Genomic DNA, 23,111 nt, shown 5'->3' with positions numbered 1-23,111 from the left:
GAATCTCACTCATGCGTGGCGCAATGATCCATGCCCCCGGCGACATCCGCATCGAGACGCTGGACGACCCCAGGATCCTCAAACCGACCGACGCGGTCATCCGCACCGCCGTGACCTGCGTGTGCGGCTCGGACCTGTGGCCCTACCGCGGTCTGGAGCCGACGGACGAGCCGCACGCGATGGGCCACGAGTACGTCGGCTTCGTCGAGGAGGTGGGCTCCGAGGTCACCTCGGTCAAGCCGGGCCAGTTCGTGATCGGCTCGTTCGCCACCTCCGACAACACCTGCGCGAACTGCCGGAACGGCTTCCAGTCCAGCTGTCTGCACCGCGAATTCATGTCCACCTGCCAGGCCGACTACGTGCGCATCCCCAACGCCCAGGGCACTCTGGTCGCCACCGGCCAAGTGCCGGGCGAGGAGCTGTGGCCGAGCCTGCTGGCCGTCTCCGATGTCATGGGCACCGGCTGGTGGGCCGCGGATGCCGCAGAGGTGAAGCCCGGCTCGACCACCGTGGTGGTCGGTGACGGCGCGGTCGGCCTGTGTGCGGTGATCGCCGCCAAGGAGATGGGCGCGGAGCGCATCATCGCCATGTCCCGCCACACCTCGCGGCAGAAGCTGGCCCGCGAGTTCGGCGCCACCGACATCGTCGCCGAGCGCGGCGACGAAGGCATCGAGCGGATCAAGGAGCTGACCGGCGGGATCGGCGCCGACAGCGTGCTGGAGTGCGTCGGCACCCGCGAGGCCATGCAGCAGGCCCTGCGCTCCGCCCGCCCGGGCGGCAACGTCGGCTTCGTCGGCGTCCCCCACGACGTCGCCGTCGACGGCCAGGAGCTGTTCTTCTCCCACGTCGGGCTGCGCGGCGGCCCCGCCCCCGTACGCCGCTATCTGCCCGACCTCATCGGCCTCGTCCAGTCGGGCCGTATCGACCCGGGCAAGGTCTTCGACCTCACCCTGCCGCTCGACGAGGTCGCCGAGGGCTACCGTGCGATGGACGAGCGCCGCGCCATCAAGGCGCTCCTGAAGCCCTGACCAGGGGCTATCGCCCATCCGAGCAGCAGGCCCGAGCGCTGACCGACCCCGTTCCGATCATTGGGAGGAACCCTTCATGACGACCTTCGCCCTTGTCGGTGCCGGTCCGGGCCTCGGCCTGGCCTGCGCCCGCCGCTTCGGCGCCGCCGGCCACGCCGTCGCCCTCCTCTCGCGAAACGCCGGACACCTCGGCCCTCTCGTGGCCGAGCTGAACCGAGACGGTATCCAGGCCCGCGGCTACACCGCCGACGTCCTGGACCCCGACTCCCTCGTCACCGCCCTGCGACGGGCCGGGGACGAGCTGGGACCGGTGGAGATCCTGCAGTTCAGCCCGGTGCCGCGCGCCGACTTCATGAAGCCGGTCCTCGACACCGGCCCGGCCGACCTCGACGATCCGCTCGCCTTCTCCGTCAAGGGCCCGATCACCTGCGTGAACACGGTCCTGCCCGGGATGCGGGCGCTGGGGCGCGGCACCCTGCTGCTCGTGAACGGCGGCAGCGCTGTCCGCCCGCACCCCGACCGTGCGGGCACCTCGATCGCGTTCGCCGGTGAGAGCGCGTACGCGGCGATGCTGCACGACGCACTCGCGGGCGAGAACATCCACGCCGCCCAGCTCATCGTGCCCGGAGCCATCGGCCCGGACTCCGAACACTCCAGCCCGAGCGCACTGGCCGAGCGGCTGTACAGCCTGCACACCGATCGGGACGGCTTTCGGTACTACGCAGAACCGATGCCCGACTGAACCGGAAGGCCTTCGGTCATGTCCCGCACCGACCTGCCCTGCGTACCTGTGCTCGGGCGGTCCCCGCGCGGGCCGGCCCGGTGCCATGACCGCGGTCAACAGGCTCAAGGAGACCGCCGACCAGCGCGCCCCCTCCTGAACCTGCCGCCTCACCCCCAACGCCCCCACCTGACAGGACGAAGACCATGGAACTAATCACCTCGACCCCGACGGCCAAGGCGCCGGCCGAGCGGTTCACCGGCGACGTCTACCTCAACATGATCGAGGCCCCTGTGCCCCCCGCCCACCTCGCCTGCGCCCTGGTCCGCTTCACGCCCGGCGCCCGCACCAACTGGCACAGCCACGCCAACGGCCAGACTCTCCACATCACCGACGGGGTCGGCCTGGTCGGTACCCGCGACGGCCACGTCGTGCGTGTCAGCGCCGGACAGACCGTCAAGTGCCCGGCCGGCGAGGAGCACTGGCACGGCGGCACCGACACCACGCTCATGGCGCACATCGCCATGGTCGTGGGCGACGCGGACGGCGACGGCACCACATGGCTCGAGCCGGTCACCGACGGTCAGTACACCCACGCCCTCAGCAGCCAGGGCGAGAGCTGACCCGCCCTCACGCGACGGGCACACGCGCTCGCCGAGGCCGCCCCAACCCGTTCCAGCCTGCCGCACTCCCCACGCTCAAGCCGCTGAGCGGCGCCGCCGAAGAAGTCCGGCTGGAGCACCGGAGCCGGGTGGGGTGCGTAGAGCCCCGTCGGTCTCGGCGACACCCGTCTGCGCCGCGACGAACCTGCGTCCCTTGCCGGCCCGGACTACATCGTGATGGCCGAGCCGGAGGGAAACGGGTTCTGCTCGGACCGGATGACGGGGAACTCCACGCCGGTGAGGTCTTCGGAGACGGCCCACAGCCGCTGCTGGACGGCTGCCTCGTACGACTTCGGGCTGGAGGTGACCAGCCGGGGGTGGCCCATGACCTGGTTGCGTCCACCGGGACCGTAGTACTGGCCGCCGAGCGTGGAAGGGTCGGCGGCGGCGCGCAGGGTCGGCAGCGCGCCCATCGCCGGCGTCTGGGTGATCAGCGGCGCGAGCCAGGTGAGCGGAAGCCGGAGGGCCGCAGGGGTGTTGCGGGCGAGCTCGGTGCTGGACATGCCGGGGTGCGCGGCCACCGCGACGGTGGTGCCGTGCGTGGCGAGCCGGCGCTGCAGCTCGTACGTGAACATCAGATTGGCCAGCTTGGACTGACCGTAGGCGGCGACCCGGCTGTACGACCGCTCCCACTGCAGGTCGTCGAAGTGGATCGCGGCCCGGATGCGGTGGCCGGTGCTGCTGACCGTCACCACGCGTGAGCCCGGCACCGGCAGCATCAGGTCCAGCAGCAGCCCGGTGAGCGCGAAGTGGCCGAGGTGGTTGGTGCCGAACTGCATCTCGAAGCCGTCCCGGGTGGTCTGCTTCGGGGTGTACATCACACCGGCGTTGTTGATCAGCAGGTCGAGCCGGTCGAGCCGGGATCGCAGCGCCGCCGCCGCGGTCCGGACGGAGTCGAGCGAGGTCAGGTCCAGCGCCTGCACGGTCACGTCGCCGGTCATGCGGGCCGCGGCCTGCTCCCCCTTCTCGACATTGCGCACGGCGAGCACCACGGACGCCCCGCGCTCGGCGAGCGCCTTGGCGGTCTCGTATCCCAGTCCGGTGTTGGCCCCGGTCACCACGGCCACCCGACCACGCTGGTCCGGAATGCTCGCCGTCGTCCACTTCTCGCTCATGTCAGGCTCCCAGCCATCTAAAGTACCGAAGGTATCTTGCACCGACGACGTTAAAGTACTCTCGGTACGTTGTCAACGTACCGCAGGTACCTAAGTTAGGCTGGTGATCATGAGCTTCCAGCGGGCACGAACCGAAGAGCAGCGGGAGATCCGCCGGCGGGCGATCCTCGACATGGCGTCGGCGATGCTCGACGAGATGCCCGTGGCCGCGGTCACGCTGAACGAGCTCAGCCGCCGGGTGGGCCTGGCGAAGCCGAACGTGCTGCGCTACTTCGAGTCCCGCGAGGCGGTGCTGCTGGAGCTGCTGGACCGTTTCCTGCAGGAGTGGCTGACGGAACTGGCAGCAGAGCTGGCCGCCGACATCGACAAAAGCCTCCCCATGGCCGAGCGAGCGGCAGCGGTGGCCGAGGTCCTCAGCCGCTCACTCTCCGGCCGACCGGTGCTGTGCGACCTCTTCGGCGCACAGGGAAGCGTCCTGGAACGCAACGTCTCCGTCGAGGTCGTAGCACGCTACAAGCGCGCCTCCCTGGAGCGCCTGACCACGATGACCGCCCTGCTCCTGAAGCACCTGCCGGAGCTGGGCGACAACGCAACACTGTTCAGCCTGCAGACCCTGGTCATGGCCGGCGCCCTGTCGGCGTACAGCACACCCCCGCCCAGCCTGCAGGCGGCCTACCAGGCCGAACCCGAACTGGCCCGCTTCCACTTGGAGTTGCAGGACTATTTGGAGTCGGCCCTGACCGCAACCCTCCTGGGCGTGCTGCCCCGCGGCTGACCTGCGCGCGCCGGAGCGGCCGAAACCTCTGCGCTCGGCGCGCGCGAGCCCGCGGCGCCCGTCCCGCTCCCCCACAGCGCCCTGGACCATGTCGCCCCCCAGCAGCTCGGCAGGACCTGGCCGCCGGCTGGTGCCGCCGGGTGCGACGTGGCGAGACGGTGCGCGACGGGGCGCTTCGCCGCGCGCAGCCCGGCGGAGGACCGCGGTGCCACCCGGCCCGTACCGAAACGGCGCGCCCTCAACCCCACCGCGGGACGAGGAGGCCCCGCCGGACTCCCCGGTGGGGCCTCGTCCCCTCACGCGCAATGAACCCCACTGGCCGGCCGCCGGCCAGGACGGCCGGGTACGGCGACTCCGGTCGGGAGCGGCGTCAAGGCCTGGCCGGGGCCGGGCATTCGTGGGCCCTGGCCGAGCGCTCAGCGAATGCCTTCAGTGCGGCACGCTCGTAGGCAAGGTCCGCGTCACCCCTCGGGTACTTGCGGTCCCGCCCCGTCTCGTACGAGGGCTGCAAGGTGAACAAGGCTTGGCCGTCACGGCACTTGGCCGTTGTCCAGCTCATCCTGCCGTCGCGGTCGCGGTGGTGCGCGGGTGTCCGGGTGTTCGGTGTGTCCTCATCGGGATCGTCCTCGTACCGGAGGAACCGCTCCTGGGCATAGGGGCCGTAGTCGGCCTCGAGTACGTAGCGCGTCCTGAGGCCGGCGTCGGCGAGCCGGCACGTTTCGTGCGGGGCTCCCCCGCGGGCGGTCTCGGTGGCGGTCACCATGCCGTGCGCGACGGGAAGGCCGGAGCAGGTTCCGTCGGCTGTGCCGAGCGGCTCGTACTCGTCCTCGTTCACCGGCAGGCCGAGGCTGCTGACCGGCTTTCCGAGCCTGGCTCCGCAGCGCCGGGCCTTCGACGCCCGGGCCGCGGTGGAGGTGGCGATCCTGGCGAACGCCGGCCGCTCAGCCGGGTCGTCCAGTGTCTTGTCGATCGTCGTCCGGACCGTGACGGACAGGCCCTTGGCACTGCTGTCCCCGGTGCACTCGAGAATCAGGCTCGTGGTCACCTTCTCGTCCTCCTCGGCCCTGAACACGTCCGCAGATCCCGAGGGTTCCGGAACGGCTCCGAAGAGCCCCGTCCACCCGTGGCCGACCGGCACGGCGAGCGCGCGCGGCGAACCTGAGTAGAGGGAATCCAGGGTCTGTCCGACCTGTGCGGTGTCGAGAACACGGATCTCGGCAGTGCCACCGTCACGGACGCGCACCTCACAGCCCACCAGACCCGCACCACGCCTTTCGTGCTCGACCTCGACGGCACCCGACCCGAGGACGCCGCGCACCACGTGCCGGTCGAGCAGGCCGTCACAGGCACCGTCGAGCGCCGACTCGTCGCTCCAGCGCTGGAAGTCGCCGTGCGCCAGGAGATACCCGGCGACGACGACGGCTGCCGCGACCAGGGCAGCCACCGCCCGGAGGACGATCCGCCTCACCGCCATCCCTCCACCTCTCCAAGAACCTCGGTGTCATGGCACCGTTGCTTCATGGGCCAGCCGTCAGGGGCGGCAAGATAGCTGTCCATCAGCTTTCGGACGTCCCTGGAGAACGTGGCTCGCTCCGCCTCGCTCAGCGTGTACATGCTTAGGTCGGATGTCTCCCTGCTGACGGTGACGCGGTGGTACGTGCTGCCCGCAGCACACTCGGACCGCGCCCACAGGGCAAGTTCGTGCGGCTCCGATTCGGGGATGACCTTCGTCCGCTCCCCCTCGCGAAAGCGGTAACTGTCGCCGGTCCGGTTGTACTGGTCGTCGGCGGACTCGCTGAGCGGCCCGGCCCAACTCGCCGCCGAGACACTGACGACCGCGCCGTCGGGCGGTGTCGGATCGGTGCCCGTCGGGTCCTCGCGGTCCAGAACGGTGGCGTCGCAGACGCTCAGCAGCCGTGAGTCCTGCAGATCACCGCTGACGGTCCACTTGCCGGGGAATCCCGCGCGCCCGCCGAGCCCACGGCACTTCTCCACGCCCAGGCCCGGCTCGTCGATCCCCACGACCTTCATGTTGCCCCCGTCCGCGTCCGCGGTGACATGGGCCTCGTACGTGTCGATGACCCGCGCCGGAATCCTCAACGGGGAGCCACCGCATTTCTGAGCCGCTGCGATTCCGTTGGCCACCTGGACGGCGGTCCGGAAGTCCGCGAGATAGCTCGCGGGCTCCCCCTTGCCGGAAGCGGGAAGATCGACAGCGGCTGTGACGTACATCCCGGACACCTCGCGGACCCGCCCCTCGAGCCCGCCGGGGCACTCGGCGACCACCCACGACCGCCCGTCCTCGCCTGTCCTGCCGGTGACTCCGGGCGCCTCGTACCCATCGTCGTCACCGCCGGGCAGAATGTCCTCGGCCCGCACCGTCATCGGCATCCGGGAGATGAGTGCTACGGCCCGCACCCGCACCGACCCGTACCCCGGCCAGGTGAGGGAACAGTTCACCAGGGAGCGGCTTTCCTCGTCGGGGTCGAGCATGGTGCCGTACTGGCTCACCACGCCCGCGACGTCGTCGGGCACGGCGCCCCGCAGCTCCTCGTACGGCAGAAGCCCCGCACAGGCACGCTTCAACTGCGCCCGATTCTCCGCCGAATGACCACGGCCGTCCGAACGGTCGGCGCCGAAGAAGAGCACCGCCCCGGTGAGGGACAACACGAGCGGCATCCCTATGAGCAGCGGCTTGCGCAACCATGACGGCACCCGGCCCACGGAGCGATTCCCCTCCCGGTACTGCCGGCAGAATCGCGTCATCACCGGCGGGGCAAGGCCTGGAACCTATCAGAGCCGTAGTTCCACAAACGCGGGCAGCCCGTGGGCCGGACGGACGGCCGATCGCCTTCCCGCGCAGGCCGACAAGGTGCCGGCCTGCCGTTGCGAAGCCGCTGTCCGCCGCCGGACACGTCGAGCGCCGCGTCGACCCGTCGCTCGGTGCCGACGCCGGAGCCGGAACGGAAGGCTGCGGACGACAAGGCCCCGCCCCCCGAACCCCCGCCGGAGACGGCCGACTTCAGCGGCCCGTCGTCGGACGAGGCGCGAGAGAAGGCCGGGGCCGCAGGGTTTGGCGTGGGCGACCACAACGCGCATGACGACGGCAGGAGCATCTGGCACCGGGGACATCGGCCGGCGGTCGGAGGAGAGGCCAGGTCCGTGGACCTGGCCTCCGGGTGACGTCGTCGGCCGGGATCCGGGCTTGCCGGCCCGTTCTTCAGGGGGCGGTGACAGGCAGGCGGGCGTAGCGGCGGCACGCTCGTGCGGAGGCGGCGATGCGTGCGTGGAGCGCGATGCTGATCAGGCAGGCGACCGCGGTCAGGGGCCAGTCGGTGGCGAGTGCCGCGGCGGTGACGAGAGCCAGCGCGCTCAGCCCGAGGGTGACTGCCGCAGTGGTCCCCGTCCAGGCCGCCACGAGGGGCAGTTGTTGCGGAAGGGGCAGTCGGCGGCCCAGGGAGCCGGTGGCGGAGAGGAGCACGGCTGCCAGCAGCGCGGTGAGCGCCGAGAGGCCGCCGAGGTGGGCGGCTGCCACCTGAAGCGTGCCTGGCAGCCGGTGGCCCGCCGCGCGGCCGGAGAGCTCAACCAGGGACCAGCACACCAGCAGGCACGGGACGTTCAATATGACGGTGCGTGCGGTGTGACGGGCCTGAGTGATGGTCAGTTCGTGCTGGAAGCTGGGCGCGAGCTCGGCCACCGTGCCGAACTGGCAGATGGCCCGGCGGGCCGCGTCCCGGCCGGGTTCGGCATCGGGCGACAGTTCCCGCGCGGTATCCAGGAGGCCCTCGCGTAGTTCGGCCACCATCCGGGCCTTGAGCCGGGCCGGGCCTTGCAGTGCGGCCGTCAGGTCCGCGAGGTGGGCTTCGATGGGGTCGTCGGCCGGGGACTCGGGCGCCTTCACGTGGCGTGTCCGGGGGTCGGCGCGGGTTCCAGCACCGAGCCGATCGCTGCGGTGAACTCCCGCCAGTGGCTCCGCTCGGTGGCCAGGCTGCGCCGTCCGGCGTCGGTGAGCGTGTAGCAGCGCCGACGGCGTTCGCCCACCGACTCCCAGGCGCTGGTCAGCATCCCGATCCGCTCGAGCCGGTTGAGGGTGGGATAGATCGTGCCCTTGCGCAGCTCCAGCACGCCGCCGCTGCGCTCCTGGACCGCAGCGATGATCGCGTAGCCGTGCAGGGGGCCGGACTCCAGGACGGACAGCAGCAGTCCGTCCAGGTGGCCACGTACCGCATCCGTCTTCATAGTCAGGCAGCCTACCTAAGCGGCATCACACTGTGCTACTCATAGGTCGGCAGCCAATCCATTTGCGGGAAATCCATGAAGGGACCCCTGTGACCAAGCTGCTGCTCTCGCTGCACGTCCTGGCAGCGATCCTGGCGATCGGGCCGATCACCGTGGCGGCCTCGGTGTTCCCGCGCTACGCACGGCAGTCGGCCGGCGATGGCGCACAGGGGCCGGACGGCGTGACAGCCGCGTTCCTGCACAAGATCTGTCGTGGGTACGCGGTCGTCGGCATCGCCGTCCCCGTACTGGGTGTCGCCACCGGCTCCCGGATGGGCGTCCTGACCGATGCCTGGCTGCTGACGTCGATCGCGCTCACGGCCGCCGCAGGAGCCCTGCTGCTCACGGTGGTCCTGCCCGGACAGGCCCGGCTGCTCGACCAACCAGGGGACGCGATTCCCGAACTGCGGCCGGCGGCGGTGCGCCTCTCCATGACCACAGGAATATTCAACCTCCTGTGGGCAACCGTCGTCGTCCTGATGATCGTCCGCCCCGGCTCCACAACGGGAGTCTGATCAGTATGCGAACCCTGCGTATCGCGGCCGCAGTCGAAGCCGCATCCCTCACGCTCTTGCTGCTCAACCTGTTCACCGTGCACACCGGAGTCGTCACGTCGCTGGGCGGACTTCTCCACGGCACGGCCTACCTGGCCGTCATCGTCGCCGTCTTCCTCACTCCCGCCCTCGCGCGGCCGGGAGCCATGGGGTGTGCCTTCATTCCCGGCATCGGAGGATTGCTCGCCCTGCGCCTGCTGGGGCAGCAGCCAGCCTCCTCCCACCCCGTCTCCTCGGCCGACTGACTCACCGGCACCGAGCGGGCCCCGCCGCGGTGGGACAGCGAGGGCGGCAGGCCCGCTCGGTTCCGACCACGAGATCCACACACACCACAACGAGTTCGGGCGGACGGTCAACCGGCCCGGAACCTCCCGAGCCGTCGCCGCCCGCCGCCCGCCACCCGCCACCCGCCACCCGCCACGACAAGAGGGCCTACGTCTTCCATGGCACCGCCATAGCCTCAGCAGCCCCCTCATGACTCCGTCCGTGATCCGTCGGATGGAACTCAGGGACGCATGACGATCTTTCCCACATGCCCCCTGCGCGAGAGTTCTTCCTGCGCCCGAGCGGCCTGTTCCAGCGAGAAGGCCGCTGCGATGACGGGCTGGACCTCTCCCCGACGGGCCAGGTCCATGAGGAGGTCGAAGTGCGTGGGCGTGTGCATCGCGGAACCGATGACCTGGGCGTTGTGCAGGTAGAGACGGCGCACATCAAAAGTCACGCCGTATCCGCCCAGTGCACCGGCGATGACCCACCGGCCCCCTTCGCGCAGCAGCGGAAGCCCCTCACCCACCAGCTCGCCGGCCACGACGTCGAGTGCCACGTCGATGCCCTCCGGGGCAGCGGCACGAATCTGCTCGACGAGGTCTCCCGCGCGGTCGACGACTTCGTGCGCGCCCGCTTCGCGCACCGCGTCGATCTTGGGTCCGCTGCTGATGGCGACCACCCTTGCGCCGCGCGCGCGGGCGATCTGCACCAGCGCGATGCCGACGCCGCCGGACGCTCCCGAGACCAGGGCGGTCTCCCCCTTCTGCAGCCGTCCTCGCTCGATCATGCCCAGCGCTGTGCCGTAGGCGGTCGGCAGCGTCGCGAGCTGGTCGTCGGTGAGCGGGGATTCCGTCACGTCGTGCACACGCTTCGCCGGCGCTGTCACGTACTCGGCGTATCCGCCGTCGCGTTCGCTGCCCATCAGGCCCACCGGGTTGGCATCCGGCCCTTCGGTGTCGTAGATCGCGGGGTCGACGACCACTCGGCGTCCGACGAGGCTCCCCTCCACTCCGGCCCCGACGGCCACGACCCGGCCGGCCACGTCGGCGCCCTGGATGCGCGGGAAGTCGATCGGGCCGCGCCAGCCCGACAGCGCCTTCGGGTCGTCCGGGCGGCCGTAGGCGCCCTCCCGGGTCCACAGGTCGGTGTTGTTCAGCGCCACCGCGGCGACCTGGACCAGCACCTCCCCTGCCTGAAGGGCGGGGACGGCGACCTTCACCGGCTCAAGGACCTCCGGTCCTCCGTGCCTGGTGATGCGCACCGCTCGCATGGAATCTGACACGCCCATCGCTTGTACCTCCTCGCAGGTATACTGATCTGTGAACATCGTCCACCGTACACCGATCGGCGAAGGGAGCCGATGTGCAGGAAGCGCGGCCTCTGACACCGGCCGGCCGTCGCATCGTGGCGGCCGCCGACGAACTGTTCTACAACCGCGGAATCACAGCGGTCGGCGTGGATCTGATCGCCGAGCACTCAGGCGTGACCAAGCGAACCCTGTACAACCAGTTCGGTTCGAAGGACCACCTCGTGGCGACCTATCTCACGGAACGCGACCGGCGCTGGCGGTCGCTTGTCCGTGCAGCCGTCGACGCCGGCGACACTCCCGCCGAGGCCGTCACCGCACCCTTCGAGGCGCTGCGGATCTGGAGCGTGGCCAACACCCGCGGATGCGCCTTCATCAACGCGCTGGCCGAACTCCCGGACCCCTCACATCCCGCATACCGCATCGCCGCGAACCAGAAGCTCTGGCTGCTGAACCTGTTCGAGGAACTCGCCGTCGCGGCGGGCTGCTCGCGGCCGGCCACCCTCGCCACCCGACTCCTCGTGCTGCACGAGGGCGCTGTCGCCACCCAGCCCCTCTCGCTCGACACCCTTCCGGAGAGCACCGACCTGGCACGAGCCCTGGTTCTAGCCAGCAAACCGCCCCACCAGTAGAGCTGCCGAAAGGTGCGGCGGCCGGAGTTCCCGTGCCGGGTACCCGGGATTGCCCGCTCGACCCGCCACGTCACCGCGCCCTCGCCACACTCACTTGAGAGCGGAGAGCCGGACCACAACGGTGAGCGCGCCGGACACCGGTGACCACTGGATGATCACAGCGCGGAGAGACCTGACCACGTTCACCCCGACACCGCGCCGGATGAACCCGAAGACGGCCCCGAAGTCCCTGACAACCTGCCCGACCGAACGGTCACCCCGTCGGCACAACCCGACGATCCCGTTCCTGAAGTCCGGCGTGAACGAACGACGAGGGCGGCGAGGCTTCTTCTCCCCCACGCTCTCCGTGATGGACATCCCCCTGAGCTGAGCCCTGATCTCGAATGTCCGCCGAAGCGGATCGAGATCGCGTCAGCGGAGCGGATAACCGGGACAGGACGGACAACCCGTGAATCACGATGCCTTTCCTCTGCCCGGGTGTTCGCTTTACCGACGCTCGTGCCGCCCGGAATCGACGGGTTCGAAAACCCGCCGAGTCGTCTCGGTTACGTGAGTGGGTCAGGCGTGCCGGAGACAGAGGGTTCCCCACTGGAAGCCCGCACCGATCCCGGACAGCACGTAGGTGTCTCCCGGAAGGAGGGAGCCCTCGGTGACGGTGGTGTGCAGGGCGGTGAACAGGCCGGCTGATCCGGTGTTGCCCAGTCGGTCGATGGTGACGGGTGCACGCTCACGGGGAACGCCCAGAGCGGCCATGGCCTCCGTGAGGATGTTCAAGTTGGCCTGGTGCAGGAAGAAGTGCCGGACTTGGTCGATCGGCACGCCGGCGCAGGCAGCGGCGCTGGTGATGCTCTCGGGCAGCCGTGTGGTCGCAGCGTTCCAGACGGCGCGGCCGTCCATGGACAAGTAGTGCTCTCCCGCGGCGAGGGTGGCGATGCTGGTGGGCAGCCGGGAGCCTCCGGCCGGGATCTGGACATCGTAGGAAAGCCGGGAACCCAGGTTGTAGGAGAGCAGGCCCGCGCCAGGGGTGTCGGAACGGGTGAGGACCACGGCTGCCGCGGCGTCTCCGAAGAAGACACCGGCGGTGCGGTCGGTGGGATCGGTGATCCTGGAAGCGCAGTCGGCCGCGAGGAGCAGGATGGTGGTGATGGAGGGATTCTGCAGGAGATGGGCGGCGATCAGCATCGCCTGGATTCCGGAGGCGCAGGCGGCTTGGGTGACGTCGAGGGAAAGAGCACGGTGGGCGCCGAGGGCGTCTTTGACGATCAGCGCGGTCGACAGGAGCGGCTGGTCCCAGGTGTAGGTGGCGACGATGACCGCGTCCAGCTGCGCGGGCCCGATGCCGGCGGCCGCCAACGCCGGGTGGGCCGCGGCGACGCACATGTCGGAGGTCGCCAGACGCGGGTCCAGACGGCGGCGTTCGCGGATTCCGGTACGGCTGGTGATCCATTCGTCGCTGGTGTCCAGGGTGCGGGTGAGCTCCTGATTGCTGACGACCGTCGGTGGCAGGTGCATCCCGGTTCCGGCGATGGCGAACGGCACGGACAGGCCGGCACCGGTCTGGTGGCACAGGGGCTGATCCAGGGCGACGGTCATTCCGCGGCCCTCCGTTCGGGTGCGTTCGGTGTTCCTCGAAGAATTCCCATATTCCATTCCTTTCCATGTCGATTTACGAATGCCCGGCACTTCCAAGCCCGTTGCATTACAACGCCGCCGCATCATCTCACGGAGATCTGATCCGAAGTTCTCTCTTTAATCAATGAGAGTGAGAAAAGATTCGACTACTTGACTTCACATAACGGAAAAGCCTTTGTCGTGCTGCGCGTGCACGGGGGGCGGATACTGGCGGTGATCAGTTTTCGAATACCTTTACGGAGGGGCCGATGCGACGGGACCGGCGGGACGGACGATTTGCGGATTCCTTGCTCGCGCTGTTGAGCCGGGACTGGATCGGGGTGCCGGTCGCGGTGCTGGTAGCGGGGGCGGGCATCGGGCCGGCCGGGGCGGGGACGACCTGGGCGACGGCGCTCGGCGCCCTGGCGATGGCTGTCGGTGTGCTGCTGGCAGTGGGAGCCGTGCGCCACTTGGTCCTGATGGCCCGCGAGCGGCGGGAGAACCCCCCGCCGGGGCGGCTGGTCGGTGTGGGCGGCCACCGGATGCACGTCCTCGCCGAGGGAGAGGCCGGGAGCGGGCCGACGGTGGTCTGGATGCCCGGCGGGCACGCCCCGGGTGAGGACTTCCGGGAGCTGCACACCATGCTGTCGGCCCGGGCCAGGTCGGTTCTGGTCGACCGGTTCGGTTCGGGCTGGAGTGACGTCGGGACCTTCCCGAGAACGACGGCGGGCGAGGCGGAGGAGCTTTGGGCGGCGCTGGAGGGGGCAAGGGAGCAGGCACCCTTCGTGCTCGTCGGTCATTCCTTCGGAGGGTTGCTGGTCGCGAACGCGGCCAGGCGTCGGCCCGATCTGGTGGCCGGTCTCGTGCTGCTCGATCCGACTCCCCCGGAGGTGGTCGCCTTCGCGCCGCGAAACCGGCAGCTCGCGCGGATGCGTCGCGGCCTCCTGCTGACGGCGGTGAGGCAGTTGTTCGGTGCCCATCGCGGTCGCGGGAACCGGGCGGGTCAAAGCTGCGCAGCAGCATCGGCCTTCGCCGAACTGACGCCGTCCGGGCTGGCGGGAGTCGGCTGGGAGACCGTGGTGTACGACGGGGATCTCGGGGACCTTCCCCTGGTGCTGGTGATACCCCGGGATCTCATCGGCGGTGAGGCGGTGCTGGCCGGCGCCCGGGACGCTGCCGAGGCCGAGCGGATCAGCCGCTTCTACCTCCGGAGCAGGGTCCGGTATCTGTCGACGTCGACGTCGTCACGACTGGTGCACACGCCGCAGGGCACGGGACACGGCTTTCCGCACGAAGTTCCCTCCTTCGTGGTCGGTGTGGTCGAGGACCTGGTGCGTGAGCTTCGTACAACCGGCCCCTGACTGCCGCGCCGGGTCCGTCCCGACCTGGGTCGGGAGGACGAGGACCCCAGGGCGGTGCCGGCGTGTGCGCAGCGGCGGTAAAGCGGCTGCCGAGGGCGACGGCGGTGCCGGACGCCGTGTCCGGGCGCCCTGCCGGTCATGGCGTCCCTTCCTCGGACGGGGACCTGCCCAGGGACGGCACGGAGGCGAACAGCGCTCGGGTGTAGGGGTGCCGCGGCGTGCGCAGGATCGTCTCGGTGGGGGCGCTCTCCACGATCCTGCCGTGCCGCATGACCGCCACGGTGTCGGAGACGTGGCAGACCGCCGGCAGGTTGTGACCGATGAAGAGCACCGAGAGTCCGAGCCGTCGCTGGAGTTCGCGGATCGTGTTGAGGACGGAGGCCTGGACCGAGACGTCGAGCGCCGACGTGATCTCGTCGGCGATCAGCAGGCCGGGGTCGACGGCCAGGGCACGGGCGAGGGAGACCCGCTGGCGCTGACCGCCGGACAGCTGCCGCGGCAGACGGTCGGCGAGCCGGGGGTCCAGGCCGACGAGGCCGAGCAGTTCGGTGACGCGCTCGGCGCGGGCGGCCCGGTCGAGCCGGCTGAAGACGCCGGCGGCTTCGACAAGCGTCTGGCGGGCCGTCATCCGGGGGTCGAGCGCAGTGTCCGGATCCTGGAGGACGATCTGGACGAGGCGGCCGAGCCGGCGCCGGTCGCGGGCGGTACGGGTGCGGACCTCCCGGCCGTCGATCAGGACCCGGCCACTGTGCATGGGGACGAGGCCGACGATCGCGCCGGCCAGACTGGACTTCCCGGAGCCGGACTCGCCCACGAGCCCGAGCGTGGTGCCGGACGCGATCTCCAGCGAGACGCCGTCCACGGCGGCGAGGGAGACGCGGGAGCCGGGGTGGCGGACGGTGAGGCCGGTCACCTGAAGGTTGGTCATGAGGCGGCCACCGTCTTCAAGTCCGCTGTCACCGGCACCGGATGCCAGCAGGCGACCCTGTGAGTGGCATCGAGGTCCTGCAACGGTGGAGCCTGCTCGGCGCAGTGGTCCTGGCGGTGCGGGCAGCGGGGCTCGAACGGACATCCCCGTGCGGGCACGAACGGGTCGGGCGGTGCGCCCCCGATCGTCGGCAGCGGTCGGCCGCGGTCGGCTGCGAGATCCGGCACCGAGGCGACCAGGGCCCGGGTGTAGGGGTGCCGGGCGCCGTCGGCGAGGCGGCCGGCGGGCACGGCCTCGACGATGCTGCCCGCGTACATCACCAGGACCCGTTCGCAGAACTCCCCCACGAGTGCGATGTCGTGGCTGATGAACAGGACCGCGGCGGAGGTGTCCCGCCGGATGTCGGTGAGCAGCCGGGTGATCTGCCGCTGCACGGTGACGTCGAGCGCGGTGGTCGGTTCGTCGGCGATGATCAGCCCCGGTCGCGTCATCAGCCCGGATGCGATCATCACGCGCTGGCGCTGGCCGCCGGAGAGCTGGTACGGACGTGAGCGCAGCAGAGCCGGGGGGAGGTCGACCCGGCGCAGGGCGTCGGCAGCCTCCGCGGCCGCCTGTGCACGGCTCGTGCCGCGGTGGGCCCGGACGGCCTCGGTGAGCTGGGTGCCGATCCGCAGGGACGGGTTGAGCGCCGAGGCCGGGTTCTGGAAGATCACCGACAGGCCCGTCGCGAGGTGCCGGTCCCGCTCCTTCGGCGTCAGGGTGGCGAGGTCGGCTCCGAGCAGGCGCAGGGTGCGCCGGGACACCCGGGCACCGTAAGGGAGCAGGTCGGCGACGGCGAGCGCGGTGAGCGACTTACCGGACCCCGATTCGCCGACGAGCCCGACGGCCTCGCCCGGCCGCAGCGAGAGGCTCACACCGCGCACCGGCTGGATCGTGCCGTCCGGGGTGGGGAGTTCGACGGTGAGGTCCTCGACCTGGAGGACCAGCCCGTCCTCGGCGGGGCCGCTCGGTGCGTGCGTCGGTGCGGGGGCGCGCGGGGCCGGGCCGCGGCGGGCGACGCTCCCGGCCAGGGTCTCGCCGAGCAGTTGGAACGTCAGGGCCGCGTAGAGGACAGCCAGGCCCGGGGCCAGCGCGGGCAGCGGCTCGGCGTAGATCCGGTCGAGTCCCTGGCTGAGCAGCAGCCCCCAGTCGTAACTGGGCGGTTGGACGCCCAGGCCGAGGAAACTCAGCCCGGAGAGCGCGACCAGGGTGGTGCCCGCCGCCGTGGTGGTGCTCAGGAGCAGCGGCTCCGCGATGTTGGGCAGGACGTGCCGCCACAGCAGCCGGTGGCGGCGCAGGCCGAGGACACGGGCCGCGGCCAGGTGGTCGGTGCCCGCGACCCCTGCGGCGAGGGTCTGGGCGAGCCGGGCGAATCCGGGGGCGCCCGCCGCTGCGAGGGCCGCCACCGCCCCGGCGGCGCCCGCGCCGAACACGACCGCGAGGAACATCGCGACGAGGAGTGCCGGGAAGGCGAGCAGGAGGTTGATCAGTCCGGCGGTCAGCCGGCGGCCGCGTCGGCCGAGAACCGCGGTACAGGCCCCGACAAGGATTCCCGAGCCCGCGCCGAGCAGGGCCGCCGCCAGCGCGAGCAGCAGGGAGGGCCGGGTGGCCGTCAGGACCCGGGCGAGCACGTCCCGGCCGAGGCCGTCCGTTCCGAAGGGGTGCGCGGCGGAGGGTCCCCGGAGCACGGCCGAGGGGTCCGGGCGGTCGGCCGCCGCGCCCCAGACCATCGGACCGACGAGGGCGAGCGCGACGAGTGACGCCAGCATGAACGCGGTGGCCCAGGCGATGAGTGGGCGCCGGAAGCCGGACGGAAGGCACATGGTCACATCTCCCGGATGGCCGAGCGGGGATCGAGTACGGCGAGCAGAACGTCGACGAGGAGGCCGGCGAGCAGCACGGTGGTGCCCAGCACCAGCACCATCGCCTGGACCACCGGGTAGTCCTGTGCGACCGCGGACTGGGCCATGGCGGAGCCGATGCCCGGCCAGGCGAAGACCTTCTCGACCAGCACGGTGCCTGCGATCAGGGCGGGCAGCAGGCTGCCGGCGACCGTGAGTGCGGCTGTGGCCGTGTTCGGTGCAGCGTGCCGGAGGTACCGGCGTGCGGGAGACAGCCGTTTGCTCCGGGCCGTGCGCAGGTAGTCCTCGTTCAGCACCTTCAGCGCCTCCACCCGGACGATGCGCAGCAGGACAGCGGTGGGCGCGAGCGAGAGCGCGAGGACGGGCAGGACGAAGGACCCGACGCCTGCCGCACCGGCCACCGGAAGCAGTTGGAGGCCGACGGCCAGAAGCGCCGTGAGTCCGGCGGCCAGGACGAAGTCCGGCACTCCGGCCAGGCCGGCGGTGATCGCGGTGAACGCCGACTCGGTGCGCGGGCGGCGGCCGTCAAGGGTGCGGACGGCAGCGAGCAGGCCACCGGGCAGGGCGACGACGAGGGTGACCACGAAGGCGAGGCAGGCGATCTCCAGGGTGGCCGGCAGCCGGGTGCGGATCATCTCCGCGACCGGTGTGCCGGTGACCAGTGAGGTGCCCAGGTCCCCGTGCAGGAGGCCGCCGAGGTAGTGCCGGTACTGGGACAGGAATGGGGTGTCGAGCCCGAGGGCGTGTCTGCGGGCGGCCACCAGGTCGGGGGCGGCGTCGACGCCGAGCGCGGCCCGGACCGGATCGCCGGGGACGAGGCGGATCATCGCGAAGGACGCGGTGAGCACGAACCCGAGGGAGAGGAGCAGCCGGACAGCGCGGCGGCCGAGGAACACCGTCCAGGGGTGGCGCAGCAACTGGGATACGGACATGGTGGGCCCTCGGTCACTGAGGTGGGCGGTCACTGGTGGAGTCGGATGCTGGTGGGAACGAGCCGGCCGCCGAAGGTGGTGGCGAAGGTGGTGCGGTAGCCGTACACGCTGCTCCGGCCTTCGGCGATCGGCAGCGCGTCGGCCGAGCGGAAGAGGGCGGCGGCTGCCCGGTTCCAGGTGCCGCATCCGGTGGTGTCGGTCTCCCCAAGTGCCTTGGTGACCAGGGCGTCGTACTCGGGATTGGTCACCCCCGCGAAGTTGAGGCCCTGGGCGGGGGTGGAGCCGGAGAAGAAGGGGATGAAGCCGACCGGCAGGGCGAAGCCGGGGGTACTGCCGACCACCACGTCGAAGTCGGCGCTCCGGTACATGGCGTTGACGAGGGCGGGGAGGCTCTCGGTCACCAGGTCGACCTCGACGCCGAGCTCCGTCCACTCCCTGGCCATCAGTTCGGCGACGGAGGGCAGGGTCGGGCCGAGGTCGGGGCTGGTGATCAGGCGGAGCCGGAGCATCCGGCCGTCCTTGGTCAGCGGGCCGTCGGCGGAGCGGGTCCAGCCGGCGTCGCGCAGGGCCTCGACGGCGTTCCGCGCGGGCAGGTTGGCATCGGCGAGGGCGGCGTGGCAGACGGCGCCCTCGGCGCCGAAGTCGCCGGCCGGGCTGCCGGTGCCGCCGACGGCGACGTTGGCCAGGCCCCGGCGGTCGAGGGCGGCGACCAGGGCGCGGCGCAGCTCGCGGTCCGCGAGTACCCGGCCTGGGCGCTGGTTGAAGAACGTGAGCCCGACCACGGTCGCCACGTCGGCGGTGGTCAGGCCGTGGCCGGTGAGCCGGGCGCGGTCCGGCCCGCTCACGCCCGCGATGTCGACGCCTCCGGTGAGCAGCAGGTTCGCCACCGTGGAGGACTGCGGCACGACCGAGATGACGATGCGCGCGGGGAGCCCGGGGTGTGTGGTCGTCGCCCCGGCGGGCCCCCAGGAGTAGTCGTCGCGGACGGTGAACTCGTACGGTCCGCCGGGGGTGTAGCGGGTCAGTACGTAGGGGCCGGTTCCCTGGGTGGCGCGGTCCAGCGAACCGGGCCGGTCGAGGCCGGCGGGGCAGACGATCGGCAGCAGACCGATGGTGCGGACGAGGAAGGGGAAGGGGGCTGCGGTGGTCGTCGACACCCTGCCCGTCCCGTCGTCGGCGCTCGCGGTGAACGGGACGTTCGGGAGGACGGTCCGGGCACCGGCGAGCTGATTGCCCGGGTTCCCGGCGTAGGTGAGTGCCCGGGCCACCGCCGAGGCGGTGAGGGGAGTTCCGTCGGAGCAGGTGACGCCTGGGCGGAGGGTGAAGGTGGCCGTGGTGGTGGTGGCCTGCCAGGAGGAGGCCAGGCCGGTGACCAGAGTGCCGTCGGGGGCGAGGTTGACCAGGGAGTCGTAGGCGTAGTGGGCCTGGGCGGCACCGAACGCGGAGTACGGGTCGAAGCTCGGTGTCTCACTGGACTCGGCGATCCGGACGGTGCCTCGGTCCACCAGGTGGGTGCTCGTCGAGGAGGTGGCGCCGCCGCAGCCGCCCAGCGCGACGGCCGAGGCTGTGAGAGCGGCCGCCAGGGCGACCGGCGGAGTGCGTCGGAGCATGGCGTCATGGTCGCACCAAGGCTTGGACCGGCTGATTCAACTGGCTTGCGCGGAAGGCATGTTCGAACATCCCGAATCGCCCGGCGGCTTGGCCGGGAGCCGTCGGGGACGCCTGGGGCGGTGATCCCTGATTCACCCATACGGGGGGGTGCCGCAGCCGCCGTGTCACGCGCCCAGCGTTCACGAGGCTGCGGCGGCGAGCACCGGTCGGACACGGCGTTCCTTCGAGGCGGTAATCATTTAATCGCTCCGGTGAGTGTCGGGCGCGCCGCAATTGAGGTTACGCGAGGAGATCATCACCACTCACATGAGTGAACCGGCATGAGGGCATTTGGCTCAGGCGGGCGCGGCTCGGCTACCGTGATCACGGGATCGGACGGTGCATTCCGGTGTCCGGGAATTCAATTCGCCAGACGGGTCCCGGATCTCGAGATGGAATGATTCATATCCGCCCGGCGGTGCACTGCTTCGGTGTTCGCCACTCCCCGGGTTCCCTGTCAGAGGATGGAGCATCATGCCGCCTGTAGTACCGCCCTTCCTGATCGGCCTCATCGTCGCGCCACTGGCCAAACGTCTGCTCAAGCCCCTGGTGGGTGGAGTCGTAAAGGCGTCCGTCGGCATCGCGATGGAGGTGAAGAAGGCAGCTCAGGAGGCCGGGGAGAACATCCATGACCTCGCAGCCGAAGTGGCTGCCGACGTGGTGGCCGCCCAGATCGCCGCCGGTGAGACCGAAAGCCACTCCGGTGACGGCCAGCACGCCACCGGGCACGGCTCCAAGGGGGAATCGAGGACCCCGAAGATCCGCGCGACCGCCGGTAGCGCCGCCGGAAAGACGCACTGACGGCCCGTAAGGGATCACGGCCGCCGCCGGGCGCGCATTCCGATCGATTTTGACGGGATTCGCGCGGGCGGCGGCCGTTGACAGGCCGTTCGCCCATCGAGATTTGCCTTACGCCATTTCCCGCTCCGTCGTCGTAATCCGTCATGTCCGTGGCAGATTTCCGCGACCTCCGCAAACAGGTGAACCTACACATGCCATCGCTCCTGGGTGCCGCCACCGAATTCCGCTCCGTGGAATTGGGTGCGAGCCCGCGCTCGGTCACACCGGGCCGCCAGCGCTGGGACGTCAGGCTGGTCCTCGGACGCCCCCGGACGGCCGAGATCCTCGCCGCCGCGCTGCGTCACATTCCCGGGATCACCGAGGCCCAGGCCAACCCCGTCACCGGCGGGGTGCTCGTCCGGCATGATGCGCGGCTGCGCGCAACGGACATCAGCCGGATCATCCGCGGGGCCGTCACCCGGGTCGCGGAGGAACCGACCGGGGCGCGGCGTCCGGCACCCGCCGGCCCCGCCCCCGTGCCGACGCCTCGGGCGGACCGCGGCGCGGTCGTGAGCCCTGTGCTCGCCGTCGGCGGCGGGGTCGCGGCCGGGGTCGCACTGATCAAGGGATCGGCGCTGAGCAGGCAGTTGGTGGCCGCGGGCGGGGTTGCCGCGGCCACCGCGGTCGTCCTGCGGAAGGCCTGGCGCGGAACGGCCGTCGTGTCCCGGGACGCGACCGGGCCCGAGCTTCACCCCTTGCTGGAGATCGTCGGTCCGTACCGGCGCCGTCTCTACCGGGCTGCTGCCCTGTCCGTCGCCTGTCAGGCCGCGGAGATGGCGCTCGGCACCTTCCTCGGCTGGACCGGACTGGTCCTCATCAAGGGAGAGGCCGCTCCGTTGGCCAGCCTCGGCCTGACCACGGCCTCCGCTCAACTCTGGGGCCTGGCGGGGCTGGTGGCCGTCGCCTGTGGCGCGGTGGCGGGCCTCTCATACGCCTCGAACCTCCAGTGGCGCCGACTCGGCCAGGACATCGAGCACGAGTGGCGGAGCCGCACGTACCGACACGTACAGCACCTCGAACTGGGGCACTTGGAGGGTGAGCGGACCAGCAGGGTGGCCGGCTCCCTCACCGACGACGTCGGCCAGTTGGGCGCCTTCTTCGCCGGACCGGCCAACGACGTGCTGCAACTCGTCACCAGCCTGGCCGTCCTGGTGCCGGCCTTCCTCCTGCTGGCACCCCAGATCGCCTGGATCGCGTTCCTGCCGATCCCGGTCATCGCCTGGCTGTCGCTGCACCATCAGAAGAAGGCAGCGGCGGACTACGCCGTCACCGGCGAGTGCCGGTCCAGGCTGGGCAGCCAAGTGATCAACTCCCTCGAAGCCGGTGCGACCGTCAAGAGCTTCTGCACCGAGGACTACGAGGCCGAACGCATCGACGCGCTGAGCGAGTCGGTCCAGGAGAGCAGCCGGCAGACCGATCGGAGCACGATCCGCCACGCCGAGACCGTCCGGTCCTGCACCACCGCGTCGATGGCGGCAACCCTGCTGATCGGCGGACGTTCGGTACTCAACGGCACCCTGCGCTTCGAGGTGTTCAGCCCGCTGATCGGGTTGCCCCAGATGCTGCTGATGCGGATGAGCCGACTCGGCGGCATCGCCGACCAGTACCAGCGCACCCTCGCCTCGTACGACCGGGTCCAGCGGCTGCGCGCCCTGCCCGTCGAGGCCGACGGCGGCGACGGGACGCTCGATCTCGCAGAGGTGCGGGGCGAGATCGTCCTCGACGGGGTCACCTTCGCCTACCCCGGCCGGCCGACGGCGCTGAAGGACCTCTCACTGACCATCCCTGCCGGGCAGGTGACCGCCCTGGTGGGCGCCACCGGCTCCGGCAAGACGACGATCGCCAGACTGCTCATGCGATTCCAGGACGCCCAGTCCGGAAGGGTACTGATCGACGGACAGGACATCAGGGACCTGCGGCGGCACAACCTGCGCCACGCCATCGGCTTCGTCGCCCAGGATCCGTTCCTCTTCGACGGCAGCATCGCCGACAACATCCGCTACGGCACCTTCGAAGCTCCGGACGAGGCAGTGCTCCGGGCCGCCGCCATGGCCGAGGCCCACGCCTTCATCGCCACGCTGCCGGACGGCTACGACACCCTGATCGGTGAACGCGGTGCCGCGCTCTCCGGCGGCCAGCGGCAGCGGATCGCCCTGGCTCGCGCGATCCTCAAGGACTCGCCGGTCGTCATCCTCGACGAGGCCACCTCCGCCGTGGACAACGAGACCGAGGCCGCCATCCAGCGCACACTGCGCGGCTTCGCGGTCGACCGCACGATGGTCGTCATCGCCCACCGCCTCTCCACGGTCCGCCACGCCGACCGGATCTACGTCATGGACAAGGGCGGCATCGTCGCCGAACAGGGCACTCACAACGAACTCCTCGCCCAGCACGGACTCTACGCATCTCTCTGGCAGCTGCAGGCCGGCGAACTCGCCGCCTGACCGCAGAAAGAAGCCGCTCCGCCCGCCGATCGCGTGACACCACCGCACTTGGCGCGGCCCGGCACGTCCTGCGCGTATGCCCACCCATACTTCTGGAGGTACCCCC

General features: G+C 70.8%; 21 protein-coding genes. 10 read left to right on the top strand and 11 right to left on the bottom strand.

Translation table 11 applies throughout. From position 1 onward, the window contains the following. Window positions 1-11: 11 nt before the first annotated feature. The 3 genes from ABT025_RS25905 (at window position 12) to ABT025_RS25895 (ending at window position 2,372) form a co-directional block, all read left to right on the top strand. The gene (locus ABT025_RS25905) at window positions 12-1,028 is read left to right on the top strand and encodes a zinc-dependent alcohol dehydrogenase family protein (protein ID WP_350999073.1); all 1,017 of its coding nucleotides are present in this window, start codon (window positions 12-14) and stop codon (window positions 1,026-1,028) included. A gap of 76 nt (window positions 1,029-1,104) precedes the next feature. Then, window positions 1,105-1,770, top strand: coding sequence for an SDR family NAD(P)-dependent oxidoreductase (locus ABT025_RS25900; protein WP_350999070.1), 666 nt, complete (start codon window positions 1,105-1,107; stop codon window positions 1,768-1,770). 185 nt (window positions 1,771-1,955) lie between these two features. Further along, window positions 1,956-2,372, top strand: a complete 417-nt coding sequence (locus ABT025_RS25895; protein ID WP_350999067.1) for a (R)-mandelonitrile lyase — start codon at window positions 1,956-1,958, stop codon at window positions 2,370-2,372. A gap of 206 nt (window positions 2,373-2,578) precedes the next feature. Here ABT025_RS25895 and ABT025_RS25890 read toward each other — a convergent pair whose 3' ends face one another. After that, window positions 2,579-3,526, bottom strand: coding sequence for an SDR family NAD(P)-dependent oxidoreductase (locus ABT025_RS25890; RefSeq protein WP_350999064.1), 948 nt, complete (start codon window positions 3,524-3,526; stop codon window positions 2,579-2,581). Window positions 3,527-3,635: 109 nt separating this feature from the next. Here ABT025_RS25890 and ABT025_RS25885 point away from each other — a divergent pair, with 109 nt between their 5' ends. Then, window positions 3,636-4,301 (top strand): TetR/AcrR family transcriptional regulator, encoded by a 666-nt coding sequence (locus ABT025_RS25885; protein ID WP_350999061.1) that lies wholly within the window; start codon window positions 3,636-3,638, stop codon window positions 4,299-4,301. Window positions 4,302-4,671: 370 nt separating this feature from the next. Here the strand turns inward: ABT025_RS25885 and ABT025_RS25880 are convergent, their stop codons facing one another. The 4 genes from ABT025_RS25880 to ABT025_RS25865 all read right to left on the bottom strand — a co-directional run bounded on the left by ABT025_RS25880 (window position 4,672) and on the right by ABT025_RS25865 (window position 8,540). Then, window positions 4,672-5,775 (bottom strand): hypothetical protein, encoded by a 1,104-nt coding sequence (locus tag ABT025_RS25880; RefSeq protein ID WP_350999058.1) that lies wholly within the window; start codon window positions 5,773-5,775, stop codon window positions 4,672-4,674. After that, window positions 5,766-6,971 (bottom strand): hypothetical protein, encoded by a 1,206-nt coding sequence (locus ABT025_RS25875; protein WP_350999056.1) that lies wholly within the window; start codon window positions 6,969-6,971, stop codon window positions 5,766-5,768. Before ABT025_RS25875 ends, ABT025_RS25880 begins: the two co-directional genes overlap by 10 nt. 550 nt (window positions 6,972-7,521) lie before the next feature. Then, entirely contained in the window at window positions 7,522-8,202 is a 681-nt protein-coding gene (locus tag ABT025_RS25870) for a hypothetical protein (protein WP_350999053.1), read from the bottom strand. After that, on the bottom strand, window positions 8,199-8,540 hold the full coding sequence (locus ABT025_RS25865; protein ID WP_350999051.1) for a PadR family transcriptional regulator: 342 nt from the start codon (window positions 8,538-8,540) through the stop codon (window positions 8,199-8,201). The genes ABT025_RS25870 and ABT025_RS25865 overlap by 4 nt, the downstream gene beginning before the upstream one ends. Before the next feature lie 89 nt (window positions 8,541-8,629). On the opposite strand from ABT025_RS25865, the gene ABT025_RS25860 reads away from it, so the two are divergent. Both ABT025_RS25860 and ABT025_RS25855 read left to right on the top strand, forming a co-directional pair. After that, window positions 8,630-9,094: a DUF2269 family protein gene (locus ABT025_RS25860; protein ID WP_350999048.1), complete on the top strand. Its 465-nt coding sequence runs from the start codon at window positions 8,630-8,632 to the stop codon at window positions 9,092-9,094. 5 nt (window positions 9,095-9,099) lie between these two features. Further along, on the top strand, window positions 9,100-9,378 hold the full coding sequence (locus ABT025_RS25855; RefSeq protein WP_350999045.1) for a DUF3817 domain-containing protein: 279 nt from the start codon (window positions 9,100-9,102) through the stop codon (window positions 9,376-9,378). 260 nt (window positions 9,379-9,638) lie between these two features. Here ABT025_RS25855 and ABT025_RS25850 read toward each other — a convergent pair whose 3' ends face one another. Then, window positions 9,639-10,688, bottom strand: coding sequence for a zinc-binding dehydrogenase (locus ABT025_RS25850; protein ID WP_350999042.1), 1,050 nt, complete (start codon window positions 10,686-10,688; stop codon window positions 9,639-9,641). 74 nt (window positions 10,689-10,762) lie between these two features. On the opposite strand from ABT025_RS25850, the gene ABT025_RS25845 reads away from it, so the two are divergent. Beyond that, window positions 10,763-11,338, top strand: coding sequence for a TetR/AcrR family transcriptional regulator (locus ABT025_RS25845; RefSeq protein ID WP_350999039.1), 576 nt, complete (start codon window positions 10,763-10,765; stop codon window positions 11,336-11,338). A 558-nt stretch (window positions 11,339-11,896) separates the two neighbouring features. Here ABT025_RS25845 and ABT025_RS25840 read toward each other — a convergent pair. After that, window positions 11,897-12,931, bottom strand: coding sequence for a 3-oxoacyl-ACP synthase III family protein (locus ABT025_RS25840; RefSeq protein ID WP_350999032.1), 1,035 nt, complete (start codon window positions 12,929-12,931; stop codon window positions 11,897-11,899). Between the two features lie 326 nt (window positions 12,932-13,257). Here ABT025_RS25840 and ABT025_RS25835 point away from each other — a divergent pair, with 326 nt between their 5' ends. Further along, complete coding sequence (locus ABT025_RS25835; protein ID WP_350999029.1) at window positions 13,258-14,310, top strand: alpha/beta fold hydrolase; 1,053 nt, start codon at window positions 13,258-13,260, stop codon at window positions 14,308-14,310. A gap of 136 nt (window positions 14,311-14,446) precedes the next feature. Here the strand turns inward: ABT025_RS25835 and ABT025_RS25830 are convergent, their stop codons facing one another. From ABT025_RS25830 to ABT025_RS25815, 4 genes are read right to left on the bottom strand one after another with little or no spacing between them, the layout of a single operon-like run. Then, the gene (locus ABT025_RS25830; protein WP_350999027.1) at window positions 14,447-15,238 is read right to left on the bottom strand and encodes an ABC transporter ATP-binding protein; all 792 of its coding nucleotides are present in this window, start codon (window positions 15,236-15,238) and stop codon (window positions 14,447-14,449) included. Then, a complete protein-coding gene (locus ABT025_RS25825; protein WP_350999025.1) occupies window positions 15,235-17,100 on the bottom strand; it encodes a dipeptide/oligopeptide/nickel ABC transporter permease/ATP-binding protein in 1,866 nt (621 codons plus the stop codon). The genes ABT025_RS25830 and ABT025_RS25825 overlap by 4 nt, the downstream gene beginning before the upstream one ends. Before the next feature lie 2 nt (window positions 17,101-17,102). Then, window positions 17,103-18,071 (bottom strand): ABC transporter permease, encoded by a 969-nt coding sequence (locus ABT025_RS25820; protein WP_350999022.1) that lies wholly within the window; start codon window positions 18,069-18,071, stop codon window positions 17,103-17,105. A 29-nt stretch (window positions 18,072-18,100) separates the two neighbouring features. Further along, window positions 18,101-19,681, bottom strand: a complete 1,581-nt coding sequence (locus tag ABT025_RS25815; protein ID WP_350999019.1) for an ABC transporter substrate-binding protein — start codon at window positions 19,679-19,681, stop codon at window positions 18,101-18,103. Between the two features lie 514 nt (window positions 19,682-20,195). Between ABT025_RS25815 and ABT025_RS25810 the strand changes: the two genes are divergently transcribed. Both ABT025_RS25810 and ABT025_RS25805 read left to right on the top strand, forming a co-directional pair. After that, entirely contained in the window at window positions 20,196-20,522 is a 327-nt protein-coding gene (locus ABT025_RS25810; RefSeq protein WP_350999016.1) for a DUF5132 domain-containing protein, read from the top strand. Window positions 20,523-20,713: 191 nt separating this feature from the next. Further along, window positions 20,714-23,005: an ABC transporter ATP-binding protein/permease gene (locus ABT025_RS25805; protein WP_350999014.1), complete on the top strand. Its 2,292-nt coding sequence runs from the start codon at window positions 20,714-20,716 to the stop codon at window positions 23,003-23,005. The last annotated feature ends 106 nt before the right edge of the window (window positions 23,006-23,111 follow it).

The organism is Streptomyces sp. NPDC002809 (assembly GCF_040295435.1).
Classification (GTDB): Bacteria; Actinomycetota; Actinomycetes; order Streptomycetales; family Streptomycetaceae; genus Streptomyces.
Note: the sequence above shows the minus strand (reverse complement) of the source record. Positions and strands in the feature narration are given on the sequence as shown.